At 76.4% G+C, this 17,472-nt stretch carries 19 protein-coding genes; 10 read left to right on the top strand and 9 right to left on the bottom strand.

The features are described from left to right. Positions 1 to 121: 121 nt before the first annotated feature. Positions 122 to 1,018, bottom strand: coding sequence for a hypothetical protein (locus tag EDD39_RS08810; protein ID WP_123554579.1), 897 nt, complete (start codon positions 1,016 to 1,018; stop codon positions 122 to 124). Beyond that, positions 1,015 to 1,794 (bottom strand): RNA polymerase sigma factor, encoded by a 780-nt coding sequence (locus tag EDD39_RS08805; RefSeq protein WP_244257140.1) that lies wholly within the window; start codon positions 1,792 to 1,794, stop codon positions 1,015 to 1,017. Before EDD39_RS08805 ends, EDD39_RS08810 begins: the two co-directional genes overlap by 4 nt. Positions 1,795 to 2,059: 265 nt before the next feature. On the opposite strand from EDD39_RS08805, the gene EDD39_RS08800 reads away from it, so the two are divergent. From EDD39_RS08800 to EDD39_RS08790, 3 genes are all read left to right on the top strand, one after another. After that, positions 2,060 to 2,758: a hypothetical protein gene (locus EDD39_RS08800; protein WP_123554575.1), complete on the top strand. Its 699-nt coding sequence runs from the start codon at positions 2,060 to 2,062 to the stop codon at positions 2,756 to 2,758. Positions 2,759 to 2,824: 66 nt separating this feature from the next. Continuing rightward, positions 2,825 to 3,541 (top strand): tyrosine-protein phosphatase, encoded by a 717-nt coding sequence (locus EDD39_RS08795; protein ID WP_123554573.1) that lies wholly within the window; start codon positions 2,825 to 2,827, stop codon positions 3,539 to 3,541. Positions 3,542 to 3,582: 41 nt separating this feature from the next. Continuing rightward, a complete protein-coding gene (locus tag EDD39_RS08790; RefSeq protein WP_123554571.1) occupies positions 3,583 to 4,278 on the top strand; it encodes a class I SAM-dependent DNA methyltransferase in 696 nt (231 codons plus the stop codon). A gap of 13 nt (positions 4,279 to 4,291) precedes the next feature. Here the strand turns inward: EDD39_RS08790 and EDD39_RS08785 are convergent, their stop codons facing one another. Together EDD39_RS08785 and EDD39_RS08780 are read right to left on the bottom strand one after the other, a co-directional pair. Then, entirely contained in the window at positions 4,292 to 4,786 is a 495-nt protein-coding gene (locus EDD39_RS08785) for an NUDIX domain-containing protein (protein WP_123554569.1), read from the bottom strand. A 112-nt stretch (positions 4,787 to 4,898) separates the two neighbouring features. Continuing rightward, on the bottom strand, positions 4,899 to 5,174 hold the full coding sequence (locus EDD39_RS08780; protein WP_123554567.1) for a hypothetical protein: 276 nt from the start codon (positions 5,172 to 5,174) through the stop codon (positions 4,899 to 4,901). 117 nt (positions 5,175 to 5,291) lie between these two features. Between EDD39_RS08780 and EDD39_RS08775 the strand changes: the two genes are divergently transcribed. Continuing rightward, positions 5,292 to 7,769: a lysylphosphatidylglycerol synthase transmembrane domain-containing protein gene (locus tag EDD39_RS08775; RefSeq protein WP_123554565.1), complete on the top strand. Its 2,478-nt coding sequence runs from the start codon at positions 5,292 to 5,294 to the stop codon at positions 7,767 to 7,769. Positions 7,770 to 7,830: 61 nt separating this feature from the next. Here EDD39_RS08775 and EDD39_RS08770 read toward each other — a convergent pair whose 3' ends face one another. The 4 genes from EDD39_RS08770 to EDD39_RS08755 all read right to left on the bottom strand — a co-directional run bounded on the left by EDD39_RS08770 (position 7,831) and on the right by EDD39_RS08755 (position 11,077). Further along, positions 7,831 to 8,058, bottom strand: coding sequence for a hypothetical protein (locus EDD39_RS08770; protein ID WP_123554563.1), 228 nt, complete (start codon positions 8,056 to 8,058; stop codon positions 7,831 to 7,833). Between the two features lie 81 nt (positions 8,059 to 8,139). After that, positions 8,140 to 8,952, bottom strand: coding sequence for an ABC transporter ATP-binding protein (locus EDD39_RS08765; protein WP_123554561.1), 813 nt, complete (start codon positions 8,950 to 8,952; stop codon positions 8,140 to 8,142). A gap of 71 nt (positions 8,953 to 9,023) precedes the next feature. Further along, positions 9,024 to 10,049 (bottom strand): FecCD family ABC transporter permease, encoded by a 1,026-nt coding sequence (locus tag EDD39_RS08760; protein WP_123554559.1) that lies wholly within the window; start codon positions 10,047 to 10,049, stop codon positions 9,024 to 9,026. Beyond that, on the bottom strand, positions 10,046 to 11,077 hold the full coding sequence (locus tag EDD39_RS08755) for a FecCD family ABC transporter permease (protein ID WP_123554557.1): 1,032 nt from the start codon (positions 11,075 to 11,077) through the stop codon (positions 10,046 to 10,048). Before EDD39_RS08755 ends, EDD39_RS08760 begins: the two co-directional genes overlap by 4 nt. Before the next feature lie 173 nt (positions 11,078 to 11,250). On the opposite strand from EDD39_RS08755, the gene EDD39_RS08750 reads away from it, so the two are divergent. The 5 genes from EDD39_RS08750 (at position 11,251) to EDD39_RS08730 (ending at position 15,953) form a co-directional block, all read left to right on the top strand. Next, positions 11,251 to 12,297, top strand: coding sequence for an ABC transporter substrate-binding protein (locus EDD39_RS08750; RefSeq protein WP_123554555.1), 1,047 nt, complete (start codon positions 11,251 to 11,253; stop codon positions 12,295 to 12,297). An 11-nt stretch (positions 12,298 to 12,308) separates the two neighbouring features. After that, entirely contained in the window at positions 12,309 to 13,196 is an 888-nt protein-coding gene (locus tag EDD39_RS08745) for a siderophore-interacting protein (RefSeq protein ID WP_123554553.1), read from the top strand. Positions 13,197 to 13,358: 162 nt separating this feature from the next. After that, the gene (locus tag EDD39_RS08740; RefSeq protein ID WP_030462860.1) at positions 13,359 to 13,958 is read left to right on the top strand and encodes a superoxide dismutase; all 600 of its coding nucleotides are present in this window, start codon (positions 13,359 to 13,361) and stop codon (positions 13,956 to 13,958) included. A gap of 252 nt (positions 13,959 to 14,210) precedes the next feature. After that, positions 14,211 to 15,116 (top strand): RNA polymerase sigma factor SigJ, encoded by a 906-nt coding sequence (gene sigJ / locus EDD39_RS08735; protein WP_123554551.1) that lies wholly within the window; start codon positions 14,211 to 14,213, stop codon positions 15,114 to 15,116. 57 nt (positions 15,117 to 15,173) lie between these two features. Beyond that, positions 15,174 to 15,953: an SDR family oxidoreductase gene (locus tag EDD39_RS08730; RefSeq protein ID WP_123554549.1), complete on the top strand. Its 780-nt coding sequence runs from the start codon at positions 15,174 to 15,176 to the stop codon at positions 15,951 to 15,953. Between the two features lie 67 nt (positions 15,954 to 16,020). Here the strand turns inward: EDD39_RS08730 and EDD39_RS08725 are convergent, their stop codons facing one another. Next, entirely contained in the window at positions 16,021 to 16,866 is an 846-nt protein-coding gene (locus EDD39_RS08725; RefSeq protein WP_123554547.1) for an NAD(P)H-binding protein, read from the bottom strand. Positions 16,867 to 17,053: 187 nt separating this feature from the next. Between EDD39_RS08725 and EDD39_RS08720 the strand changes: the two genes are divergently transcribed. Continuing rightward, positions 17,054 to 17,431, top strand: a complete 378-nt coding sequence (locus EDD39_RS08720) for a winged helix-turn-helix transcriptional regulator (RefSeq protein ID WP_123560265.1) — start codon at positions 17,054 to 17,056, stop codon at positions 17,429 to 17,431. Positions 17,432 to 17,472: the final 41 nt, after the last annotated feature.

Here is a 17,472-nt window from a genome sequence, read left to right as displayed (position 1 = left end):
AGCCCCGTGCCCGTCCGGAGTCGGTCCGGGCGGGCGACGGGTACAGGGGCCCGTCGGCCGCCCGGAGGCGGTGGCCGGTCGGACGGGGGCCCGGGGGTGCCCACCGTCCGACCGGAGTCGTTCAGTCCTGGTCGCTTCCCCCGTTCGACTGCTTGGACTGCTGGGAGTCGCCGTGCCCGGTCCGGCCGGGCGACGGCGCGGACGCCGACGGCGAGGCCGACTGGCCGGGGCCGGCCGACGGCTTGCCGCGGCCCGTCCCGGCGGACGGCTGGCCGCTCTGCTGGTCGCGGTCGTGCCCGGCGAGCAGGGCGCAGAAGCCGGTCACCTTCTCCGGCGTGCCGGCCGCCTTCAGCAGCTCGGCCAGCTCGGGGACGGCGGCCGTGTCCTTGGGCTTGCCGCCGGCCGCGACCCGCCCGGCGAAGACCTCGCACAGCCGGTCCAGGTCCGGCGGCACGTCGGCCGGGCCGGTGGCGGGCTGGCCGGACGGCCGGGCCGGGCCGGTGCCGGGGCGGGTGGTGCCCGCCGACGGCTTGCCGGTGCGCCCGCCGCCCGGCGTCCCGGACGCGGTGGCGGGCGCGTCGGTGGTCGGCGCGGGTGCGGCGCTGGTGGCCGCCGGGGCCGGGGCGGGACCGCCCAGCGACTCCGGCAGCCGGCCGGTGCCGGCCGCGACCGCGACGCCGCCCAGGGCGGTCACGCCCAGCGCGACGGCCACGGCCTTCGCGCTGAGGGCCCGCGCGAGCGCGGTGTCCGCCATCTTTCGTCTCCGGTGCGGTCGGGGGTCCGGCTGGTGACGAGCCTGCCGGAACGCGGCCATGGCCCCCTCTTCGCCGGGCAGCGGGCCGTCGCCGGCCGCCTCGCTCGTCGCAGCGGCGGCGAGCAGGGCGGCGAGCTCCGGCCGTCCTGGCGCGGACTGCTGCCCGGCGGAGGGGTCCTGACCGGCCTCCGGGTCGACCGTGACGCCGCCGAGCAGCTGCTCGGCGGCGGCGCGATCGATCCGGCGGGATCGGTTGGTGCTCATCTCATGTCCTTCAGCGTCGGCACCTGCGCCGGTGTCACACCCTGCGCGGAAATCTTTTTCCCGGCCGTCCCCCCGGCCGCTCCCCCGGTTTTCCGGTGGGGCAGCCCGGCGGCCGCTCCCCCGCCCTGCTCCAGCACCTTGGCCAGCCGCCGCAGGCCCCGGTGGGCGGCCATCCGGACGCTGCCGGAGCGCTTGCCGAGCACCTTCGCGGCGCTCTCCGCGTCCAGTCCGAGCACCACCCGCAGCAGCACCGCCTCGGCCTGGTCGGGCGGCAGCGAGGCGATCAGCGCGAGCGCGTCGGAGGTGGCGACGGTGGCCATCGCCTGGCCCGCGGTGTCCTCGGCGGCGGCCAGTTCGGCCAGGTACTCCACCGGCAGGTCGGCGACCGGGCGGCGGCGCACCCGGCGCAGGTGGTCCATGGCCCGGTTGCGGGCCACCGTCGCGGCCCAGCCGCGGAAGCCGTCCGCGTCGCCGCGGAAGCCCGGCAGGTCGCGGGCGATCTGCAGCCACGCCTCGGAGGCGATGTCCTCGGCGTCCTCGGCCCGGCCGCCGACCAGCACCCGCAGGTAGCGCAGCAGCCCCGGCTGGACGGCCCGGAACAGGATCCGGAACGCCTCCTCGTCGCCCGCCTGGGCGGCGCGGACGGCCGTGGCGAGGGTCGCTTCGGGCGGCGCCGGGTCGGTCCGCCGGGCGGGCGGGCGGTCCGGTGCGTACGGACGGCCGGGCGGCTCCCCGTCGTCCGCCCCGTGGTGTTCAGCTGTGTGCACCCGCCACATCATGCGCCATCCGGGGGACCGCTCCCACTCCCGGTCCCGTGACGGAGCGGTGGCGGAGCCGTGCCCGGCCGGTGAGGGGCCGGTGCGGTCCGACGGCCCGTCAGCTGCGTCCCGGCCCCGGGACGCAGGGCCCGGAGCGGGCCGACCTTCGTCCCGCCGACTGCTGTCCTTCGCCCGCGGTCCGGCCCCACGCCCCCGCCATACCGTGCAAATACGGGGCAATCCGCCCCGTTTCCGCCCGTGGACGAGGAGGCCGGGAGCCGGCATGCGCACCGCCGAGGAGCTGTACACGACGGGGATCCGCGACCACTTCGCGCCCGCGCTGCGCGGGCTCGGCTTCCAGGGCTGGCGGCACTCCTTCTCGCTGCCCGACCGGGACCGCTGGGCGGTGCTCGGCGTGCGCGCGGTGCCCGGCGACGGGCGGGTCCGGTACACCGTCAACCTGTCCGTCACCGACAAGGCGGCCTGGGACCGGCGCAGCATCCGTCCCGACGCCAACTCCCCCACCGGGCTGGAGCGCTGGCACGCGCCGATCGGCGAGCTGCTGCCGGTCGGCGGCGAGGTCTGGTGGGAGGTGGCGCCCGGGCCGCGCTGGCTGATCGCCGTCGAGGACTCGGTGGCCGCCGTCCGCGGCTACGCGCTGCCGGAGCTGCGCCGCCGGCTGGTGGCCGGCGAGCGCGAGCACTACCTCGGCCAGGCCGAGCTGGACGGCGTCAACGGCGCCCTCGCCGCGGCCCGGCTGGCCCGCATCCAGCGGGCCGAACTCGCGGACGGCGTCCTGGAGTTGCACGGCGCGTGGAGTCGGCACGACCCGGCCGCGCACGCCGTCCTGGCGGGCGCCGCCCGCGGCTTCCTGTCCGTCCGGGACGCCCGCTTCCACGCCGTGCGGGTGCTCGACACGCTCGGCCGGACGCTGTGGGAGTTCCGGCCCGACCCCGGCGGGAACCATCCGGAACCGGACTGAGTCCCTGTCAGTGGCGGTGCGGAAGTGCACCGGTGTGACGCACGGGGCGAACCGCGGGGGGCGGACATGACGGGGACGGCGACGGCACCGCACGAGGAACGGCAGCTCGACTGGGACGGCTGCCTGAACGTCCGCGACCTCGGGCTGCTGCCCACCCGCGACGGGCGGCGCACCCGCACCGGCGCGGTGGTCCGCGCCGACAACCTCGACCGGCTCACCGCCGAGGGCCAGAACTCGCTGCTCGCGTACGGCGTGCGCACCGTCGTCGACCTGCGCGACCCGGCCGAGTACCGGCCGCTGCTGCCCGTCCCCGACGGGATCGACCTGGTCCGCGTCCCGCTGGACGCGCTGGCCGGGCCGCACTGGTGGGCCCGGTTCGGCGCCCTGGACGGCACCCCGCTGTCCTTCCGCCCCTACCTCGACCACTGCCGGCAGGCCGTCGCCGACCTGGTCGCCGCCGTCGCCCGGGCCCGCCCCGGCGCCGTCGTGGTGCACTGCGGGGCCGGCCGCGACCGCACCGGCCTGGCCGCCCTCGTCCTGCTCGCCCTCGCCGGGGCCACCCCCGCCGCGATCACCGAGGACTACCTGCTCTCCGCCGCCAACCTGCGGCCGCTGTGGACCATCCTGGACCGCCCCGAGGAGGAGGCCGGCATCGCCCGGGTCCTCGCCGACGCGGGCACCACCCCGGAGCGGGCCCTGCACGACGTGCTCGCCGAGTTCGACGCCGAGCAGTGGCTGCCCGCCGGGGACGTCGCCGCCGTCCGGGCCCGGCTGCTCGGATAACCGCTCGCGGCGCGGGCGGGGCGCGGCCGATACTGCCCGGCATGACGAACTTCGCGCTGTTCGACACCCGCGGCTACCCCACCGTCGACGTCCGCACCGGCTACGCCGGGTGGGTCGACAGCTACGAGGACACCGTCCAGGACGCGATGGACGTCGACGTGCTGGCCCGGCTCGCCGTCCCGCGCTGGGCCGACGCCGCCACCGCCGCCGACCTGGGCTGCGGCACCGGCCGCACCGGCGCCTGGCTGCGCGGGCGCGGCGTCGGCGCGGTGGACGGGGTCGACCTCACCCCCGAGATGCTCGCCCGCGCCCGCGAGCGCGGCGCCCACCGCACCCTGGTCGAGGGCGACCTCGCCGCGACCGGCCTGGCCGCCGGCGGCTACGACCTGGCCGCCTGCTCCCTCGTCGACGAGCACCTCGCCGACCTCGGGCCGCTCTACCGCGAGGCCCACCGCCTGGTCCGCCCCGGCGGCCTGTTCGTGCTGGTCGGCCTGCACCCGGCCTTCATCATGGCGGCCGGCATGCCCACCCACTACGACGGCCCCGACGGTCCGGTCGCCATCACCACCCACGTCCACCTGGTCAGCGACCACCTCACGGCCGGGCTCGCGGCGGGCTGGCAGCTCGCCGAGATGCGCGAGGAGGTGGTCGGCGACCAGTGGACGGCCCTCAAGCCCAAGTGGGAGCGCCACCGCGGGCAGCCGGTCTCGGCGGCGTACGTCTGGCGGAAGCCGTAGGAGCGGGGCGCCCTCAGAAGCCCGAGTTCGGCGCCGTCACGATCCGGGTGCGGCCGTCCGCCCGCGCGGCGAGGCCCGCCTCCAGGCGCAGGGCGCGGGCCGGCCCGAGCAGGGCGAGGGCCTCGGGGACGGGCGCCCAGCGGTGGGCGTCGAGCTCGCCGGGCGGGAGGGCGATCGGGGTGTCGGCGGGGAGGACGCCCAGGTCGAAGAGGAAGTGGCAGGCGGGGTGGTCGAGTTCGCCGCCGGGGTTGGTCCAGGCGACGGCCAGCAGTTCGCCGGCCTCGCGGTGCAGCCCGGTCTCCTCGTGGAGTTCGCGGGTGGCGCACTGCCGCGGGTTCTCGCCGAGGTCGACGGTGCCGCCGACGAACTGCCAGGCGTCGCGGTAGCCGGCCTTGACGATCAGGACGCGGCCGTCGGGGTCGGTGATCAGGCAGCCCGCGGCGGCGTACACGCGGTGCAGGGAGGCGAGCCACTCCTCGCGGGAGGCGAACTCGGGTGCGTCGGCCATGGCGCTCCTTCGGCGGGGGCGGGTGGTTGCGGCCCCACTCTCCCACCCCCGCCGGGGAACGGTCTCCCGGCGGGGGTCGGTCTCCTGCCGGGGGTCGGTCTCCTGCCGGGGATCAGTGCGCCGAGTGCCGTTCCGCGCCGCGGTGCCGGTGGCCCGGCAGATCGGTGTGGGTGGCGGGCCCGGCGGCCGGGCCGGCCGCCTCGGGCATCCGGCGGCCGCCGTGGCTGAACACCGCGTCGCCGTAGTGCGGGCCGGTGCGGGTGGCGGGGGCGGTGCCGGGGGGCGGTGGCGGGGCGAAGCCCGCCGGGTCCGCGGCCATGCCGCGGTGCGCCAGCACCTCCTGGGTGCCCCGGAGCACGGTCATCCTGTCGGTCGATCGCTTGGTCATCGCCGACCTCCCTTCATCAGACCGATATGCCCGTTATCGACCCGTATACACCGGGACACGTGAACTCCCGCGCCGGAACGGCGGGATCGGCGTCGGAACGGTGTGGGACCATGCCGCGTGGCCACGGTGATACAAGCCGACGAATCCCAGGAGTCCCGCACGACCCCGCCCCCGGCGCGGACCGGGCGCGCGGACCGCGTCCGCCACCCCGCCGCGCTGATCCGGCTGGTCGCCGGGGTCTGCTGGATCCTGCTGGTGCTGCTGCTGGCCGGCTACGCCCGCTCCTCGGTGTTCGGCCTGGACAGCGACGTGGCCCGCGGCGTCGACCTGCTGCCCTGGCCGCCCGCCAAGCTCACCGCCGCGCTGTGCGGCACCGCGCTGCTGACCGTCCCGCTCGGCTTCGCCGTCGACCGGGTGCTGCGCGGTGACGGCCGCCGGGTCGCCGACGCGGTCCTGGCCGCCGTCCTCGCCTACGGCCTCACGCTCGGCCTGGACCTGCTGGCCGGCGACCTCACCACGCTCACCCACCCGCTGCCCGCCGGCCTCGGCCGCACCGACCCGGTGTACGGGCACTTCGCCCCGGTGCTGGCCTTCATGACCGCGCTGGGCACCGCCGGACGGCGCCGCTGGCGCACCGCGCTGGCCGTCACGCTCACCCTGTCCGGCCTGTCCGGGCTGGTCACCGGGTACGCCACCCCGCTGTCGCTGCTGCTGGCCCTGCTGCTGGGCTGGACCACCGCGCACGCCGCCCGGTACGCCGTCGGCGAGCCGGTCGCCTCGCCCGCCGAGGGCCAGATCGCCACCGCCCTGGCCGGCACCGGCGTCCGCCCCGACGCGGTGCTCACCCTCGGCACCGGCCGCTACCTGGTCACCCAGCACGGCGGCGGCCCTGCCCTGGACGTCCACCTGCTCGACCGGTACGCGCAGGCCAGCGGGCTGCTCGGCCACCTGTGGCTGGCCCTGCGGCTGCGCACCGCGCCCCGCCCGCTCGGCCTGCGCCCGCTGCGCGCCGGGCTGGAGCACCAGACCCTGCTCGGCCACGCCGCGTCCGCCGCCGGGGCCCGCACCCGGCTGCCCGTCGCGGTGGTCGAACTCGGCCCGGACGCCGCCCTGGTGGCCTACCGGCGGCTCGACGCCCGCCCGTTCGCCGAGCTCTTCGCCGAACTCCCCGAGCCCCCCGGGCCCCCCGGCGAGGACCTCCACGACAGCCTTCCCGACAGCCTTCCCGACGGCCCCACCGACACCGAACTGCGCGACGCCTGGCAGCAGTTGGCGCTTCTCCAGCGCCGCCGGATCGCCCACCGCTCGCTCTCCCCGAACACCGTGCTGCTGGACGCCGAGGGCCGGGTCCACCTGGTCGGGCTGGCCCGCGGCGAGATCGCCGCGAGCGAACTGCTGCTGCGCCTGGACGTCGCCGGGCTGCTCGCCGTCCTCGCCGTGCACGCCGGGCCCGAGCGGGCGGTGCGGGCCGCGATCGAGGTGCTCGGGCCCGGTCCGGTCGGCACCGCGCTGCCGCTGCTGCAGCCGATCGCGCTGGCCCGCGACACCCGGGCCGCGCTGGCCCGGCACCGGAGCCTGGCCGCCGACCTGCGGGCCGAGGTGCAGCGCCGGATGCCGCAGGCCCCCGCCGAACCCGTCCGGCTGGAGCGGCTGCGCCCGCGCGTGCTGCTCACCGTGGTGGCCGGCATCGCGGCCGGGTACGCGCTGCTGCAGTTCCTGTTCAGCCTCGACACCAACCCGGTCAACCTGGTCACCGGGGCCGACCCGCTGTGGCTGGCCGGCGCGGCGTTCTGGGCCGCGGCCAGCTACCCCGTGGCGACCTTCGCGTTCAGCGGCTTCGTCCCCGAGAAGCTGTCGTTCCGCTCCACGCTGGCCGCCCAGACCGCCGGCTCCTTCGTCAAGGTGGCCTCCCCCGGCGGCGTCGGCGGCCTCGCCCTGAACACCCGCTACCTGCAGTGCGCGGGCATCCCCACCGCACAGGCGATGTCCAGCATCGGCGTCAGCCAGCTGTTCGGCCTGGTGCTGCACATGCTGCAACTCGCCGTGTTCAGCGCCCTGGTCGGCGTGAACGGCGCCGAGTTCGGCTCCGGCTCCTCGCCGCTGCCCAAGGGCTGGGTGCTGGGCCTGGCCGGCGCGGTCGGCGCCGTCGCCGCGGTGTCGGTCGCCGCCGTGCCGCGGCTGCGGCGGCGCGCCCAGACCCTGCTGCGGCCGCTGCGCGCCGAGGTGCTGCCGCGGCTGCTCGACCTGGCCCAGCACCCCGGCAAGCTCGCCGGCGGGGTGGCCGGGCAGCTGATGGTGTCGATGTGCTTCGTACTGTGCCTGTACTGCTGCACCCGCGCGGTCGGCCAGTACCCGGGCTTCAACGCCGTCGCGGTGGGCTTCCTGGCCGGCAACGCGGCGGGCAACGTGGTGCCCACCCCCGGCGGCGTGGGCGGCGTCGAGGGCCTGATGTCGTTCATGCTGGCGACCACCGGCCACATCGACAACGCGGGCGCGCTGGCCGCCGTCATGCTGTTCCGGATCCTCACCTTCATGCTCCCGGTGCTGCCCGGCTGGGCCGCCTTCGCCTGGCTGCAGCGCCGCCGGGCGATCTGACCCGGCGGCCCGGGAGGCTCGGAGGCCCGGCGGGGCTGCCTCCCGGGAGGGCCCGGCCGGGCTACTCCCGGTGGTCCTCGTCCTCCAGCCCGACCTCCCGGACCTGCTCCACCGCGTCGCCCTCGTCCACGGGCGCCGCGCCCCGCTCGCGCTGCTGCCGCAACACCTCCAGGTCGTCCACCTCCGGCTCGACCGCCGCCCGGTCCTGGTCGGCGGCCTCCAGCACGGTCGGGGACTGCTCGTCCTGCTCGTCCTCGGGGTACTCCGGGTTCTCCGCATTGGCACGCATACCGCCAGTATCCGACCGAACCCCGGCGAAGCCGAGGCTTTCCGGCGGCGGGTCTCCCCGGATCCGGGCCGCCGGCCGTGCTCAGGACGCCGCGGGGGCCCGGCGGTTGGCGGCCGGGACGACCAGCGGGGTGCCGGTCTCCGGGTCCGGGATGACCCGGCAGGGCAGCCGGAACACCTCCTCGACCAGCTCGGCGGTCACCACCTCCCGCGGCGGGCCCGCGGCCACCAGCCGGCCCTCGCGCAGCGCGACCAGGTGGGTGGCGTAGCGGGCGGCCTGGTTGAGGTCGTGCAGGACGGCGACCAGGGTGCGGCCCTGCTCCCGGTGCAGCCGGGCGCACAGGTCGAGGACCTCGACCTGGTGCGCGATGTCCAGGTAGGTGGTGGGCTCGTCGAGCAGCAGCAGCGGGGTCTGCTGGGCCAGCGCCATCGCGATCCAGACCCGCTGGCGCTGCCCGCCGGAGAGCTCGTCGACCGGGCGGTCGGCGAGCTCGGCGACCCCGGTGTCGGCCATCGCCCCGGCCACCACCCGCTCGTCCTCGGTCGACCACTGGCGCAGCACGCCCTGGTGCGGGTAGCGGCCGCGGGAGACCAGCTCGGCGACGGTGATCCCGTCCGGGGCGATCGACGACTGCGGCAGCAGGCCCAGCGTCCGGGCGACCTGCTTGGCGGGCAGCGTGGCGATCGACCGCCCGTCCAGCAGCACCTGCCCGGCGACCGGCTTGAGGGTGCGCGACAGCGCGCGCAGCAGGGTGGACTTGCCACAGGCGTTCGGGCCGACCACCACGGTGAAGGAGTGGTCGGGGACGTCGACGGTCAGGCCCTCGGCGATGGTGCGCCTGTCGTAGGCGAGGGTCAGGTCGCGGCCGGCCAGGCGCGGCTCGGGCTGGGCCATCGGGGGCTCCGTTCGGGACGACGGGGTGGACGGGGTGGACGGGACGTGCGGGGTCCGGGGGGCCGGGCCGTTCACAGGCGGCCGGCCCGGCGCTGGGTGGCCAGCAGCCAGACCAGGTAGCCGCCGCCGAGCACGCCGGTGACCACGCCGACCGGCAGTTGGCGCTCGCCGAACAGGTGCTGCGCGGCGAAGTCGGCGGTGACCAGCAGCGCGGCGCCGGTGCACATGGACGCGGCCAGGTTCGGGCCCGGCGCGCGGGTGATCCGGCGGGCCAGCTGCGGGGCGGTCAGGGCCAGGAAGTTGACCGGCCCGGCGGCCGCCGCGGCCAGCGAGGCGAGCAGCACGGCGGCGCCCAGCAGCGCCACCCGCAGCCGCTCGGGCCGCACGCCCAATCCGCTCGCCGCGTCGTCGCCCAGCTCCAGGGCGCGCAGCGCGGGGCCGCAGACCAGCAGCACCAGCGGGACGAGCACGGCCAGCGCGAGCGCCAGCGGGCGGGCCTGGTCCCAGCCGCGGCCGTCCAGGCTGCCGGTCAGCCAGAGCACCGCCCGGGCGGCGTCCATCAGTTGGGTGCGGGTCAGCAGGTAGCCGTTGACGCCGGTGAGGATCGCCGCCGTCCCGATGCCGACCAGCACCAGCCGGGCGCCCTGCACCCCGCCGCGCCAGGCCAGCGCGTAGATCAGCACGCCGGTGGCCAGCCCGCCCGCCACCGCGCCGCCGGCCAGCGCGGCGCTGGAGCCGCCCGCCACCACGACCAGCAGCGCGCCGGTGGCCGCGCCCTGGGTGAAGCCGAGGATGTCCGGGCTGCCCAGCGGGTTGCGCACCAGCGTCTGGAACAGCGCCCCCGCGAGCGCCAGGGCCGCGCCGACCAGCAGCGCGGTGGCGACCCGGGGCAGCCGCAGCTGGTTGACGACGAAGTCCTCGGCGGCGCTCCCGCCGCCGAACAGCGTGCGCACCACCTCGCCGGGCGCGATCGGGTAGTCCCCGCGCCCGAGCGCCAGCACCCCCGTCCCCAGTGCCACCAGCACCGCCGCCGCACAGACCGCCAGCGCCCGCGGCCGGTAGCGCACCGAGAACCGGGCCACCCTCAGAGTCTTCATGCGCGGGCCTTCCCCCGTCGTGCGAAGTACAGGAAGAACGGGCCGCCGAGGACGGCCGTGACGATGCCGACCTGGAGTTCGCCGGGGCGGCCCAGGACGCGGCCCAGGACGTCCGCGCCGAGCAGCAGCACGGGGGCCAGGACGGCGCAGTACGGGAGCAGCCAGCGCAGGTCGGGGCCGGTGAGGGCGCGGACCAGGTGGGGCACCATCAGGCCGACGAAGACGATCGGGCCGCACGCTGCGGTGGCCGCCCCGCACAGCAGCGTGACGGCGACGATCGCGGCGGCCCGGACCGCCGCGGGCCTGGCGCCCAGCGCCCGGGCCGCGTCGTCGCCGAGCGCGAGCGCGTTGAGCGGGCGGGCCAGGCCGAGCGCGAGCAGCGCGCCGACGGCGACGAACGGCAGGATGCCGAGCACGGTGGAGGTCCGGGCGCCGGCCAGCGAGCCGACCGTCCAGAACCGCATCCTGTCGAGCGAGGCGGTGTCCAGCAGCATCACGGCGCTGACGTACGAGTAGAGGGTGGCGTTGAGCGCGGCGCCGGCCAGGGCGAGCCGGGCGGGGGTGGCGCCGCGTCCGCCGCCGACGGCGTACACCAGGACGGAGACCAGGGCGGCGCCGGCCAGTGCCCACCAGACGTAGCCGGTGAAGGAGCTGACGCCGAGCAGGGCGACGGCGGTGGCGACGGCGGCGGAGGCACCCGCGTTGATGCCGAGCAGGCCGGGGTCGGCGAGCGGGTTGCGGGTGAGCGCCTGCATGACGCCGCCGGCCAGGCCGAGCGCGGCGCCGGCGAGCAGGCCGAGCAGGGTGCGGGGCAGCCGCATCCGGTGGACGACGGTGTAGCCGGGGGCGTCCGGGTCGAGGAGTCCGTGCCAGACCTCGGCGGGGCCGAGCTGCTTGGCGCCGAGGCCGAGGCTGAGCACCAGGACGGCGAGCAGCACGAGCAGCCCGGCGGCCAGGCCGAGCGCGCGGGGCGAGCCGCGGCGGGCGGGGGCGGCGCCGGGTATCGGGAGGGAGCCGGTGGTGCTCAAGGGTGCTCCGGATCGGTCGGGGGACGGGTCGGCGGGCCCGGGGGCTCTCCGTACCGCAACTTAGGTTAGGTTAACCTGCGTACGCCCGGCGGCTACCGCCGGGTACCGCACCCCGGCGTCCCGTCGGCGTGCGGCTCCCCCCTGCCCCGAAGCGCCCGAACCGAGGTACCGCCATGCCCTCTTCCCCCCGCCTGACCCGCCGCGGCCTGCTCGCCGCGGGCGGGGCCACCGCCCTCGGCGCGGTGCTCGCCGCCTGCGGCTCCTCCGGCGACGAGAAGGCCGCGGGCGACGGCGGTTCGGCCGGCGGCGGTTCGGCCGGCGGCGGCCCGTGGACCTTCACCGACGACCGCCCGCAGACCGTCACCGCGAAGAGCACCCCCGCCCGGGTGGTGGCCTTCACCGGTGCCGCCGCCGCGCTCGCCGACTTCGGCCTGGGCAAGCAGCTGGTCGGCGTCTTCGGCGAGACCAGGACCGCCGACGGCAAGGCCGACCCGCAGGCCGGCAGCCTGGACGTGGACAAGGTCGAGATCATCGGCAACGCCTGGGGCGAGTTCTCGATCGAGAAGTACGCGGCCCTGCGCCCCGAGCTGCTGGTGACCCACATGTACGACCCGGGCGCGTACTGGTACGTGCCCGACGAGTCCAAGGACAAGATCCTCCAGCTCGCCCCGCAGGCGCTGATCTCCACCGGCCGGGTCACCATCACCCAGCCGATCGAGCACTACGCCAAGCTCGCCGAGTCGCTGGGCGCGGACCTGAAGGCGCAGCAGGTCCTCGACGCCAAGGCCCGGTTCGAGAAGGCGTCCGAGGAGCTGCGGCAGGCCGTCAAGGCGGCCGGCGGCGTCAAGGTGATGGCCTGTTCCGGCAGCGCCGACCTGTTCTACGTCTCCAACCCGAAGATCTCCTGCGACCTGATCTACTTCGCCGAACTGGGCGTGGAGTTCATCCAGCCGGAGAAGACCGACGGCGGCGACTACTACGAGGGCCTGAGCTGGGAGAACGCCGGCAAGTACCCGGCCGACCTGCTGCTGCTCGACCAGCGCTCCACCGCCCTGCAGCCCAAGGACCTGGCCGCCAAGCCCTCCTGGGGCCAGCTGCCCGCCGTCAAGGCCGGGCAGATCACCCCGTGGGACGCGGTGCCGCGCTTCTCCCACGCCGGGTTCGCCCCGCTGATCGAGCGGCTGACCGCCGCGATCCAGAAGTCCCGCAAGCTGAGCTGAAGGACCGCCAGATGACCGGACAGGCCCAGGAGTACGACTTCTTCCCCGCGCACGTGGTGCGCACCCGCCGGCTCGGCCCGACCATGCTGCGGGTCACCTTCGGCGGCGGAGCGCTGCGCTCCTTCGCCGGCGGCGGGCGCGACCAGTCCTTCTCGCTCTTCCTGCCGCAGCCCGGCCAGGACGAGCCGGACCTCCCGTACGCGGAGGGCGAGGGCTGGTTCGCCGCCTGGCGGGCGATCCCGGCGGACCGGCGGGCCGTGATGCGCTCGTACACCGTCCGCGCGCAGCGGGCCGAACCGCCGGAGCTGGACGTCGACTTCGCGCTGCACGGCGTCGGAGCGGACGGCCACGCGCCTTCCGGCCCCGACGGCCCCGACGGCCCCGCGCCCGCCGGTCCGGCCGCCGCCTGGGCCGCCGCGGCCCGGCCCGGCGCCCGGGTGGTGCTGCTCGGCCCGGCCGTCGCCGACAACCGCTCGGTGGCCTTCCGGCCGCCCGCGGGCACCGGTTTCGTGCTGCTGCTGGCCGACGAGACCGCGCTGCCCGCGGCCGGCGGCATCCTGGACTGGCTGCCGGCCGGCACCCGCGCGCTGGTCTGGATCGAGGTGCCGGACGCCGCCGACATCCAGGACCTGCCCGCCCCCGCGGGCGTCGACCTCACCTGGCTGGTGCGCGCACCCGGCACGCCCTCCGGCCTGCTGCCGGCCCTGCGCTCGGCCGAACTGCCCGACGGCGCCCCGTACGCCTGGATCGCCGGCGAGTCCGGCACCGTCAAGGAGCTGCGCCGCCACCTGGTGCGCGAACGCGGCGTCGACCGGCGCGCGGTGGCCTTCTCCGGCTACTGGCGGCGCGGCGCCTCCGAGGACCGGCTGCGCGAGGAGGCGTACGCCCGGCCGTCCTGAACCCCTCCCCCCTCCTTCCGCAGGCCCGCCCCCCTCCCCGGGGCGGGCCTGCGGCGTTCCCGCCACAGCGCCTTAATGCCCCATCAATGCTCTTGCAAGAGAGTTGCAATAAGGTGGCACTCGCAACTGACCCTCCGTCCGACCGAGAAGGGCTGCTCAGCCATGGGTGCCTACACGCTGCCTGACCTCCCGTACGACTACTCCGCCCTCGAGCGCGCGATGTCCGCCGAGATCCTCGAACTGCACCACTCCAAGCACCACCTGGCGTACGTCAACGGCGCCAACTCGACGCTCGACCAGCTCGCCGAGGCCCGCGACAAGGAGCAGTTCGGCTCGCTGGTCGGCCTGCAGAAGACCCTGGCCTTCCACCTCTCCGGCCACGTGCTGCACTCGCTGTTCTGGGAGAACCTCTCCCCCGACGGCGGCGACCGCCCCGAGGGCGCCCTCGCCGACGCCATCACCGAGCACCTCGGCGGCTTCGACGCCTTCAAGCAGCAGCTCACCGCCGCCACCGTCGGCGTCCAGGGCTCCGGCTGGGGCATCCTCTCCTGGGAGCCGCTCGGCAAGCGCCTGATCGTCGAGCAGGTCTACGACCACCACGGCAACGTCGGCCAGGGCACCGTCCCGCTGCTCGCCTTCGACGCCTGGGAGCACGCCTACTACCTGCAGTACAGGAACGTCCGCCCCGACTACGTCACCCGCCTCTGGGACGTCGTCAATTGGCAGGACGTCAGCGCCCGCTACGCCGCCACCCAGGCCTGACCCGCCCCGGCGGGGGCCCAGCGCCCCCGCCACCCGGCCGCGACCACCCCCTCCCCAGCACTCCCGTCCTCCCGACGCCCCCACCACCCAGCCGCACTCACCCCCTCCCCCAGCACTCCCGCCCTCCCGACGCCCCCACCACCCAGCCGCGCCCCGCCTTCCCCCGACACCCCGCCACCCCCAGCCCTCCCCCGACACCACACCACCCGGCCGCACTCTCCCCCTCCCCCGCCGTGCCCTAGCGTGGGAGCCATGAACGGGGAACGGGACGACGCGGCGCGGGAGTTCGAGAGCCACCGGGCGCGGCTGTTCGCGCTGGCCTACCGGATGCTCGGCTCGGCCGCCGAGGCCGAGGACACCGTGCAGGACGCCTACCTGCGCTGGCACGGCGCCGCCCCCGGGCAGGTCGCGGCGCCCGGGCCGTGGCTCAACAAGGTGGTCGCCAACCTCTGCCTGAACCGGCTCACCTCGGCCCGGGCCCGCCGCGAGGAGTACCCGGGCACCTGGCTGCCGGAGCCGGTGGCCACCGGGGCGCTCGGCCCGATGGAACGGGCCGAGCAGCGCGAGGCCGTCTCCTTCGCCGTCCTCACCATTATGGAGCGCCTCTCCCCGCCCGAACGCGCCGCCGTCGTCCTGCGCGACGCCTTCGCCTACAGCCACCGGGAGATCGCCGGCGTCCTGGACTGCACCGAGGCCGCCGCCCGCCAGCTCTACCACCGCGGCCGCAAGCACCTCTCCGACGGCGCCCCGCCGCCCGGCGGCGTCGACGCCGAGCAGAACGCCGCCCTGCTCGGCCGCTTCCTGCGGGCCGCCTCGGACGGCGCCCTCGACCAGCTCGAACAGCTCCTCACCGAACAGGTCGTGGTCTGGGCGGACGGCGGCGGCAAGGTCCGCGCCGCACTCCGGCCGGTGCACGGCCGCACCAACACCGCCCGCTTCCTGGCCGGCCTGTTCGAACGGTTCACCACCGGCGTCCGGTTCGAGGTCGCCGAGGCCAACGGCACCCCCGTCCTGCTCGGCTGGGAGGGCGACGCGCTCACCTCGCTCGGCCAGGTCGAGGCCGGCCCCGACGGCGTCACCGCCGTCCGGATCCTGCGCAACCCGGACAAACTCGCCCACTACGCGGACCGGCACCGCGCGCTGTCACAGAACGGCTGACCGTCCGGTTCCTTCCGGGGAGAGCACCCGCCACCCCCGCCCGGAAGGAACCGGACCATGACCGACCGCCCCGACCTCCCCCTGCTGGTGACCGGCGCCACCGGCGTCCTCGGCCGCGAGGTACTGCGGCACGCCCGCGCCACCGGCCGCCCGGTCCGCGCCCTCACCCGGCGCACCGCCCCGCCCGCCGACGCCGACACCCACTGGTGCACCGGCGACCTCACCGCCGGCACCGGGCTCGACCCGGCGTTCACCGGCGCCGACGCGGTGATCCACTGCGCCAGCGACCCGCGGCACCCGAAGAACGACCTGCCCGCCTTCCGCCACCTGCTGGAGGCCGCCCGCCGGGCCGGCGTCCGGCACGTCGTCAACATCTCGATCGTCGGCGTCGACCGGATCCCGCTGGCCTACTACCGGATCAAGCGGCAGGGCGAGGAACTGCTCGCCGCGTCCGGCCTCGGCTGGACCAACCTGCGCGCCACCCAGTTCCCGCAACTGCTGGACGGCATGCTCCGCCCGCTCGGCCGGCTGCCCGTCCTGCCGATGCCCTCCCGCACCCCCGTGCAGCCCGTCGACCCCGCCGAGGTCGCCGCCCGCCTGGTCGCGCTCGCCCTCGGCGACCCGGTCGGCCACGCCCCCGACCTGGCCGGACCCGAGACCCGTCCGGCCACCGACCTCGCCGCCGCCTGGCTCCGCGCCCGCGGCAGCCGCCGCCCCGTCCTGCCCGTCCACCTGCCCGGCCGCGCCGGCCGCCTGCTGCGCGAGGGCGCCCTCACCTCACCCGGCCACGCCGACGGCACCCGCACCTGGGACGACTACCTGGCCGCCCGGCACTGAACCGGAGGCCCGGGAAGCGGCGGGCCGCCGCCCACCGCTCCCCGGGCCGGTCCGCCCCGCTACCGGTTCACCGGAACGCGGGGGCGGCGGCCCGCGCCCAGTCCGCGTAGCTGCGCGCCGGACGCCCGAGCACCCGCTCCACGTCCGGGCTGACCCGCTGCTCCGCGGGCAGCGGCGAACCGAGGATGTCGAGGGTGCCGTCGAGCACCTCCGCGGGCACGAAGCGCGCCAGGTGCGCGCGGGCCTGCTCCCGGGTCAGCTCGACGAACGCGACCTCCGCACCGACCACCTCGCCCAGCACCGCCGCCTGCTGCCGGGGCGTGATCGCCTCGGGGCCGGTCAGCACGTACACCTGCTCCCGGTGCCCGTCCTCCCGCAGCGCGACGGCCGCCACCGCCGCCAGGTCCGCCGGGTCCACCACCGGCAGCGCCACGTCCGCGAACGGGGCGTGCACGGTGCGCTGCCCGCGGACGCCCTCCGCCCAGGCGTACGTGTTGGACGCGAACCCGCCGGCCTGCAGCACGGTGTACGCCAGCCCGCTGTTGCGCAGCGCCGCCTCGAACTCGCGCAGCCGGAAGTGCGAGGCCGCCTCCGGCCGGGTCCCGTTGATCTGCGAGGACAGCATCACCACCCGCTCGACACCCGCCGCCTTCACCTGCTCCAGCAGCTCCGCGGCCGGCGCCCCGGGACCGTTCAGGTCCCCGGCCAGCAGCAGGAACAGCGCGTCCGCCCCCTCCAGCGCGGGCAGCAGGCTCGAGAAGTCGGCCAGGTCCGCGGCCAGGTGCGCGACCCCCTCCGGGAAGCCCCCGTCCGGCACCTGCCGGGAGACCGCGGTGACCTGCTCGCCCGCCGCGACGAGCAGCGAGACCAGCGGACGGCCGACGTTCCCGGTGGCTCCAGTAACAACGATCATGATCGAGCTCCTCGGTTCAGCAGGGCCCAAGTCCCTTGCCCACACGGCCTTTTCGGCCACGTCCACGACGCTAACACCGGGGGGCTAAAGGTCACCTAGAGGAAACCGACCCCCCGCCCCGCCCCTACAGTGGGCACCCGGACCACGACCGACGAGAGGACCCCCGGTGGCCACCCAGCCCCACCCCATGACCAACCTCCCGCCCGGCAGCCCCGCCGGCGCCCAGGTCTGCCCGATCACCCCGGTGCTCGACCTCGTCTTCAGCCGCTGGACCACCCCCATCCTCTGGACCCTCACCCACCTCGGCCGCCAGCGCTTCGTCGAACTGAGCCGCAACCTCGGCACCGTCAGCGCCAAGGTCCTCACCCAGCGCCTCCGCCAACTCGAACGCGACGGCCTGGTCATCCGTACTTACCACGCCGAAGTCCCACCCCGCGTCGACTACGAGATCAGCGAACTCGGCCGCACCCTCACCCCCCTCTTCGCCGCCCTCACCGACTGGTCCGAACACCACCTCCCCGCCGTCGAACAGGCCCGCACCACCTTCGACACCACCCACCCCTGACCCGCCCCGCCCCACCCCCGGAAACGCCAAGAGGCCCAGGT

The sequence above is a fragment of the Kitasatospora cineracea genome (assembly GCF_003751605.1).
In the GTDB taxonomy this organism is placed as follows: Bacteria; Actinomycetota; Actinomycetes; order Streptomycetales; family Streptomycetaceae; genus Kitasatospora; species Kitasatospora cineracea.
This window is presented reverse-complemented; position numbering and strand designations above follow the sequence as displayed.

What these genes read in the sequence shown, in the direction of transcription:
- EDD39_RS08770 (WP_123554563.1), bottom strand. Translation starts at nt 8,058, where the DNA reads ATGCGTGCCAATGCGGAGAACCCGGAGTACCCCGAGGACGAGCAGGAC.
- EDD39_RS08730 (WP_123554549.1), top strand. Translation starts at nt 15,174, where the DNA reads ATGACCGACCGCCCCGACCTCCCCCTGCTGGTGACCGGCGCCACCGGC.
- EDD39_RS08810 (WP_123554579.1), bottom strand. Translation starts at nt 1,018, where the DNA reads ATGAGCACCAACCGATCCCGCCGGATCGATCGCGCCGCCGCCGAGCAG.
- EDD39_RS08785 (WP_123554569.1), bottom strand. Translation starts at nt 4,786, where the DNA reads ATGGCCGACGCACCCGAGTTCGCCTCCCGCGAGGAGTGGCTCGCCTCC.
- EDD39_RS08800 (WP_123554575.1), top strand. Translation starts at nt 2,060, where the DNA reads ATGCGCACCGCCGAGGAGCTGTACACGACGGGGATCCGCGACCACTTC.
- EDD39_RS08805 (WP_244257140.1), bottom strand. Translation starts at nt 1,794, where the DNA reads ATGTGGCGGGTGCACACAGCTGAACACCACGGGGCGGACGACGGGGAG.
- EDD39_RS08740 (WP_030462860.1), top strand. Translation starts at nt 13,359, where the DNA reads ATGGGTGCCTACACGCTGCCTGACCTCCCGTACGACTACTCCGCCCTC.
- EDD39_RS08765 (WP_123554561.1), bottom strand. Translation starts at nt 8,952, where the DNA reads ATGGCCCAGCCCGAGCCGCGCCTGGCCGGCCGCGACCTGACCCTCGCC.
- sigJ (WP_123554551.1), top strand. Translation starts at nt 14,211, where the DNA reads ATGAACGGGGAACGGGACGACGCGGCGCGGGAGTTCGAGAGCCACCGG.
- EDD39_RS08750 (WP_123554555.1), top strand. Translation starts at nt 11,251, where the DNA reads ATGCCCTCTTCCCCCCGCCTGACCCGCCGCGGCCTGCTCGCCGCGGGC.
- EDD39_RS08745 (WP_123554553.1), top strand. Translation starts at nt 12,309, where the DNA reads ATGACCGGACAGGCCCAGGAGTACGACTTCTTCCCCGCGCACGTGGTG.
- EDD39_RS08720 (WP_123560265.1), top strand. Translation starts at nt 17,054, where the DNA reads ATGACCAACCTCCCGCCCGGCAGCCCCGCCGGCGCCCAGGTCTGCCCG.
- EDD39_RS08795 (WP_123554573.1), top strand. Translation starts at nt 2,825, where the DNA reads ATGACGGGGACGGCGACGGCACCGCACGAGGAACGGCAGCTCGACTGG.
- EDD39_RS08780 (WP_123554567.1), bottom strand. Translation starts at nt 5,174, where the DNA reads ATGACCAAGCGATCGACCGACAGGATGACCGTGCTCCGGGGCACCCAG.
- EDD39_RS08760 (WP_123554559.1), bottom strand. Translation starts at nt 10,049, where the DNA reads ATGAAGACTCTGAGGGTGGCCCGGTTCTCGGTGCGCTACCGGCCGCGG.
- EDD39_RS08725 (WP_123554547.1), bottom strand. Translation starts at nt 16,866, where the DNA reads ATGATCGTTGTTACTGGAGCCACCGGGAACGTCGGCCGTCCGCTGGTC.
- EDD39_RS08790 (WP_123554571.1), top strand. Translation starts at nt 3,583, where the DNA reads ATGACGAACTTCGCGCTGTTCGACACCCGCGGCTACCCCACCGTCGAC.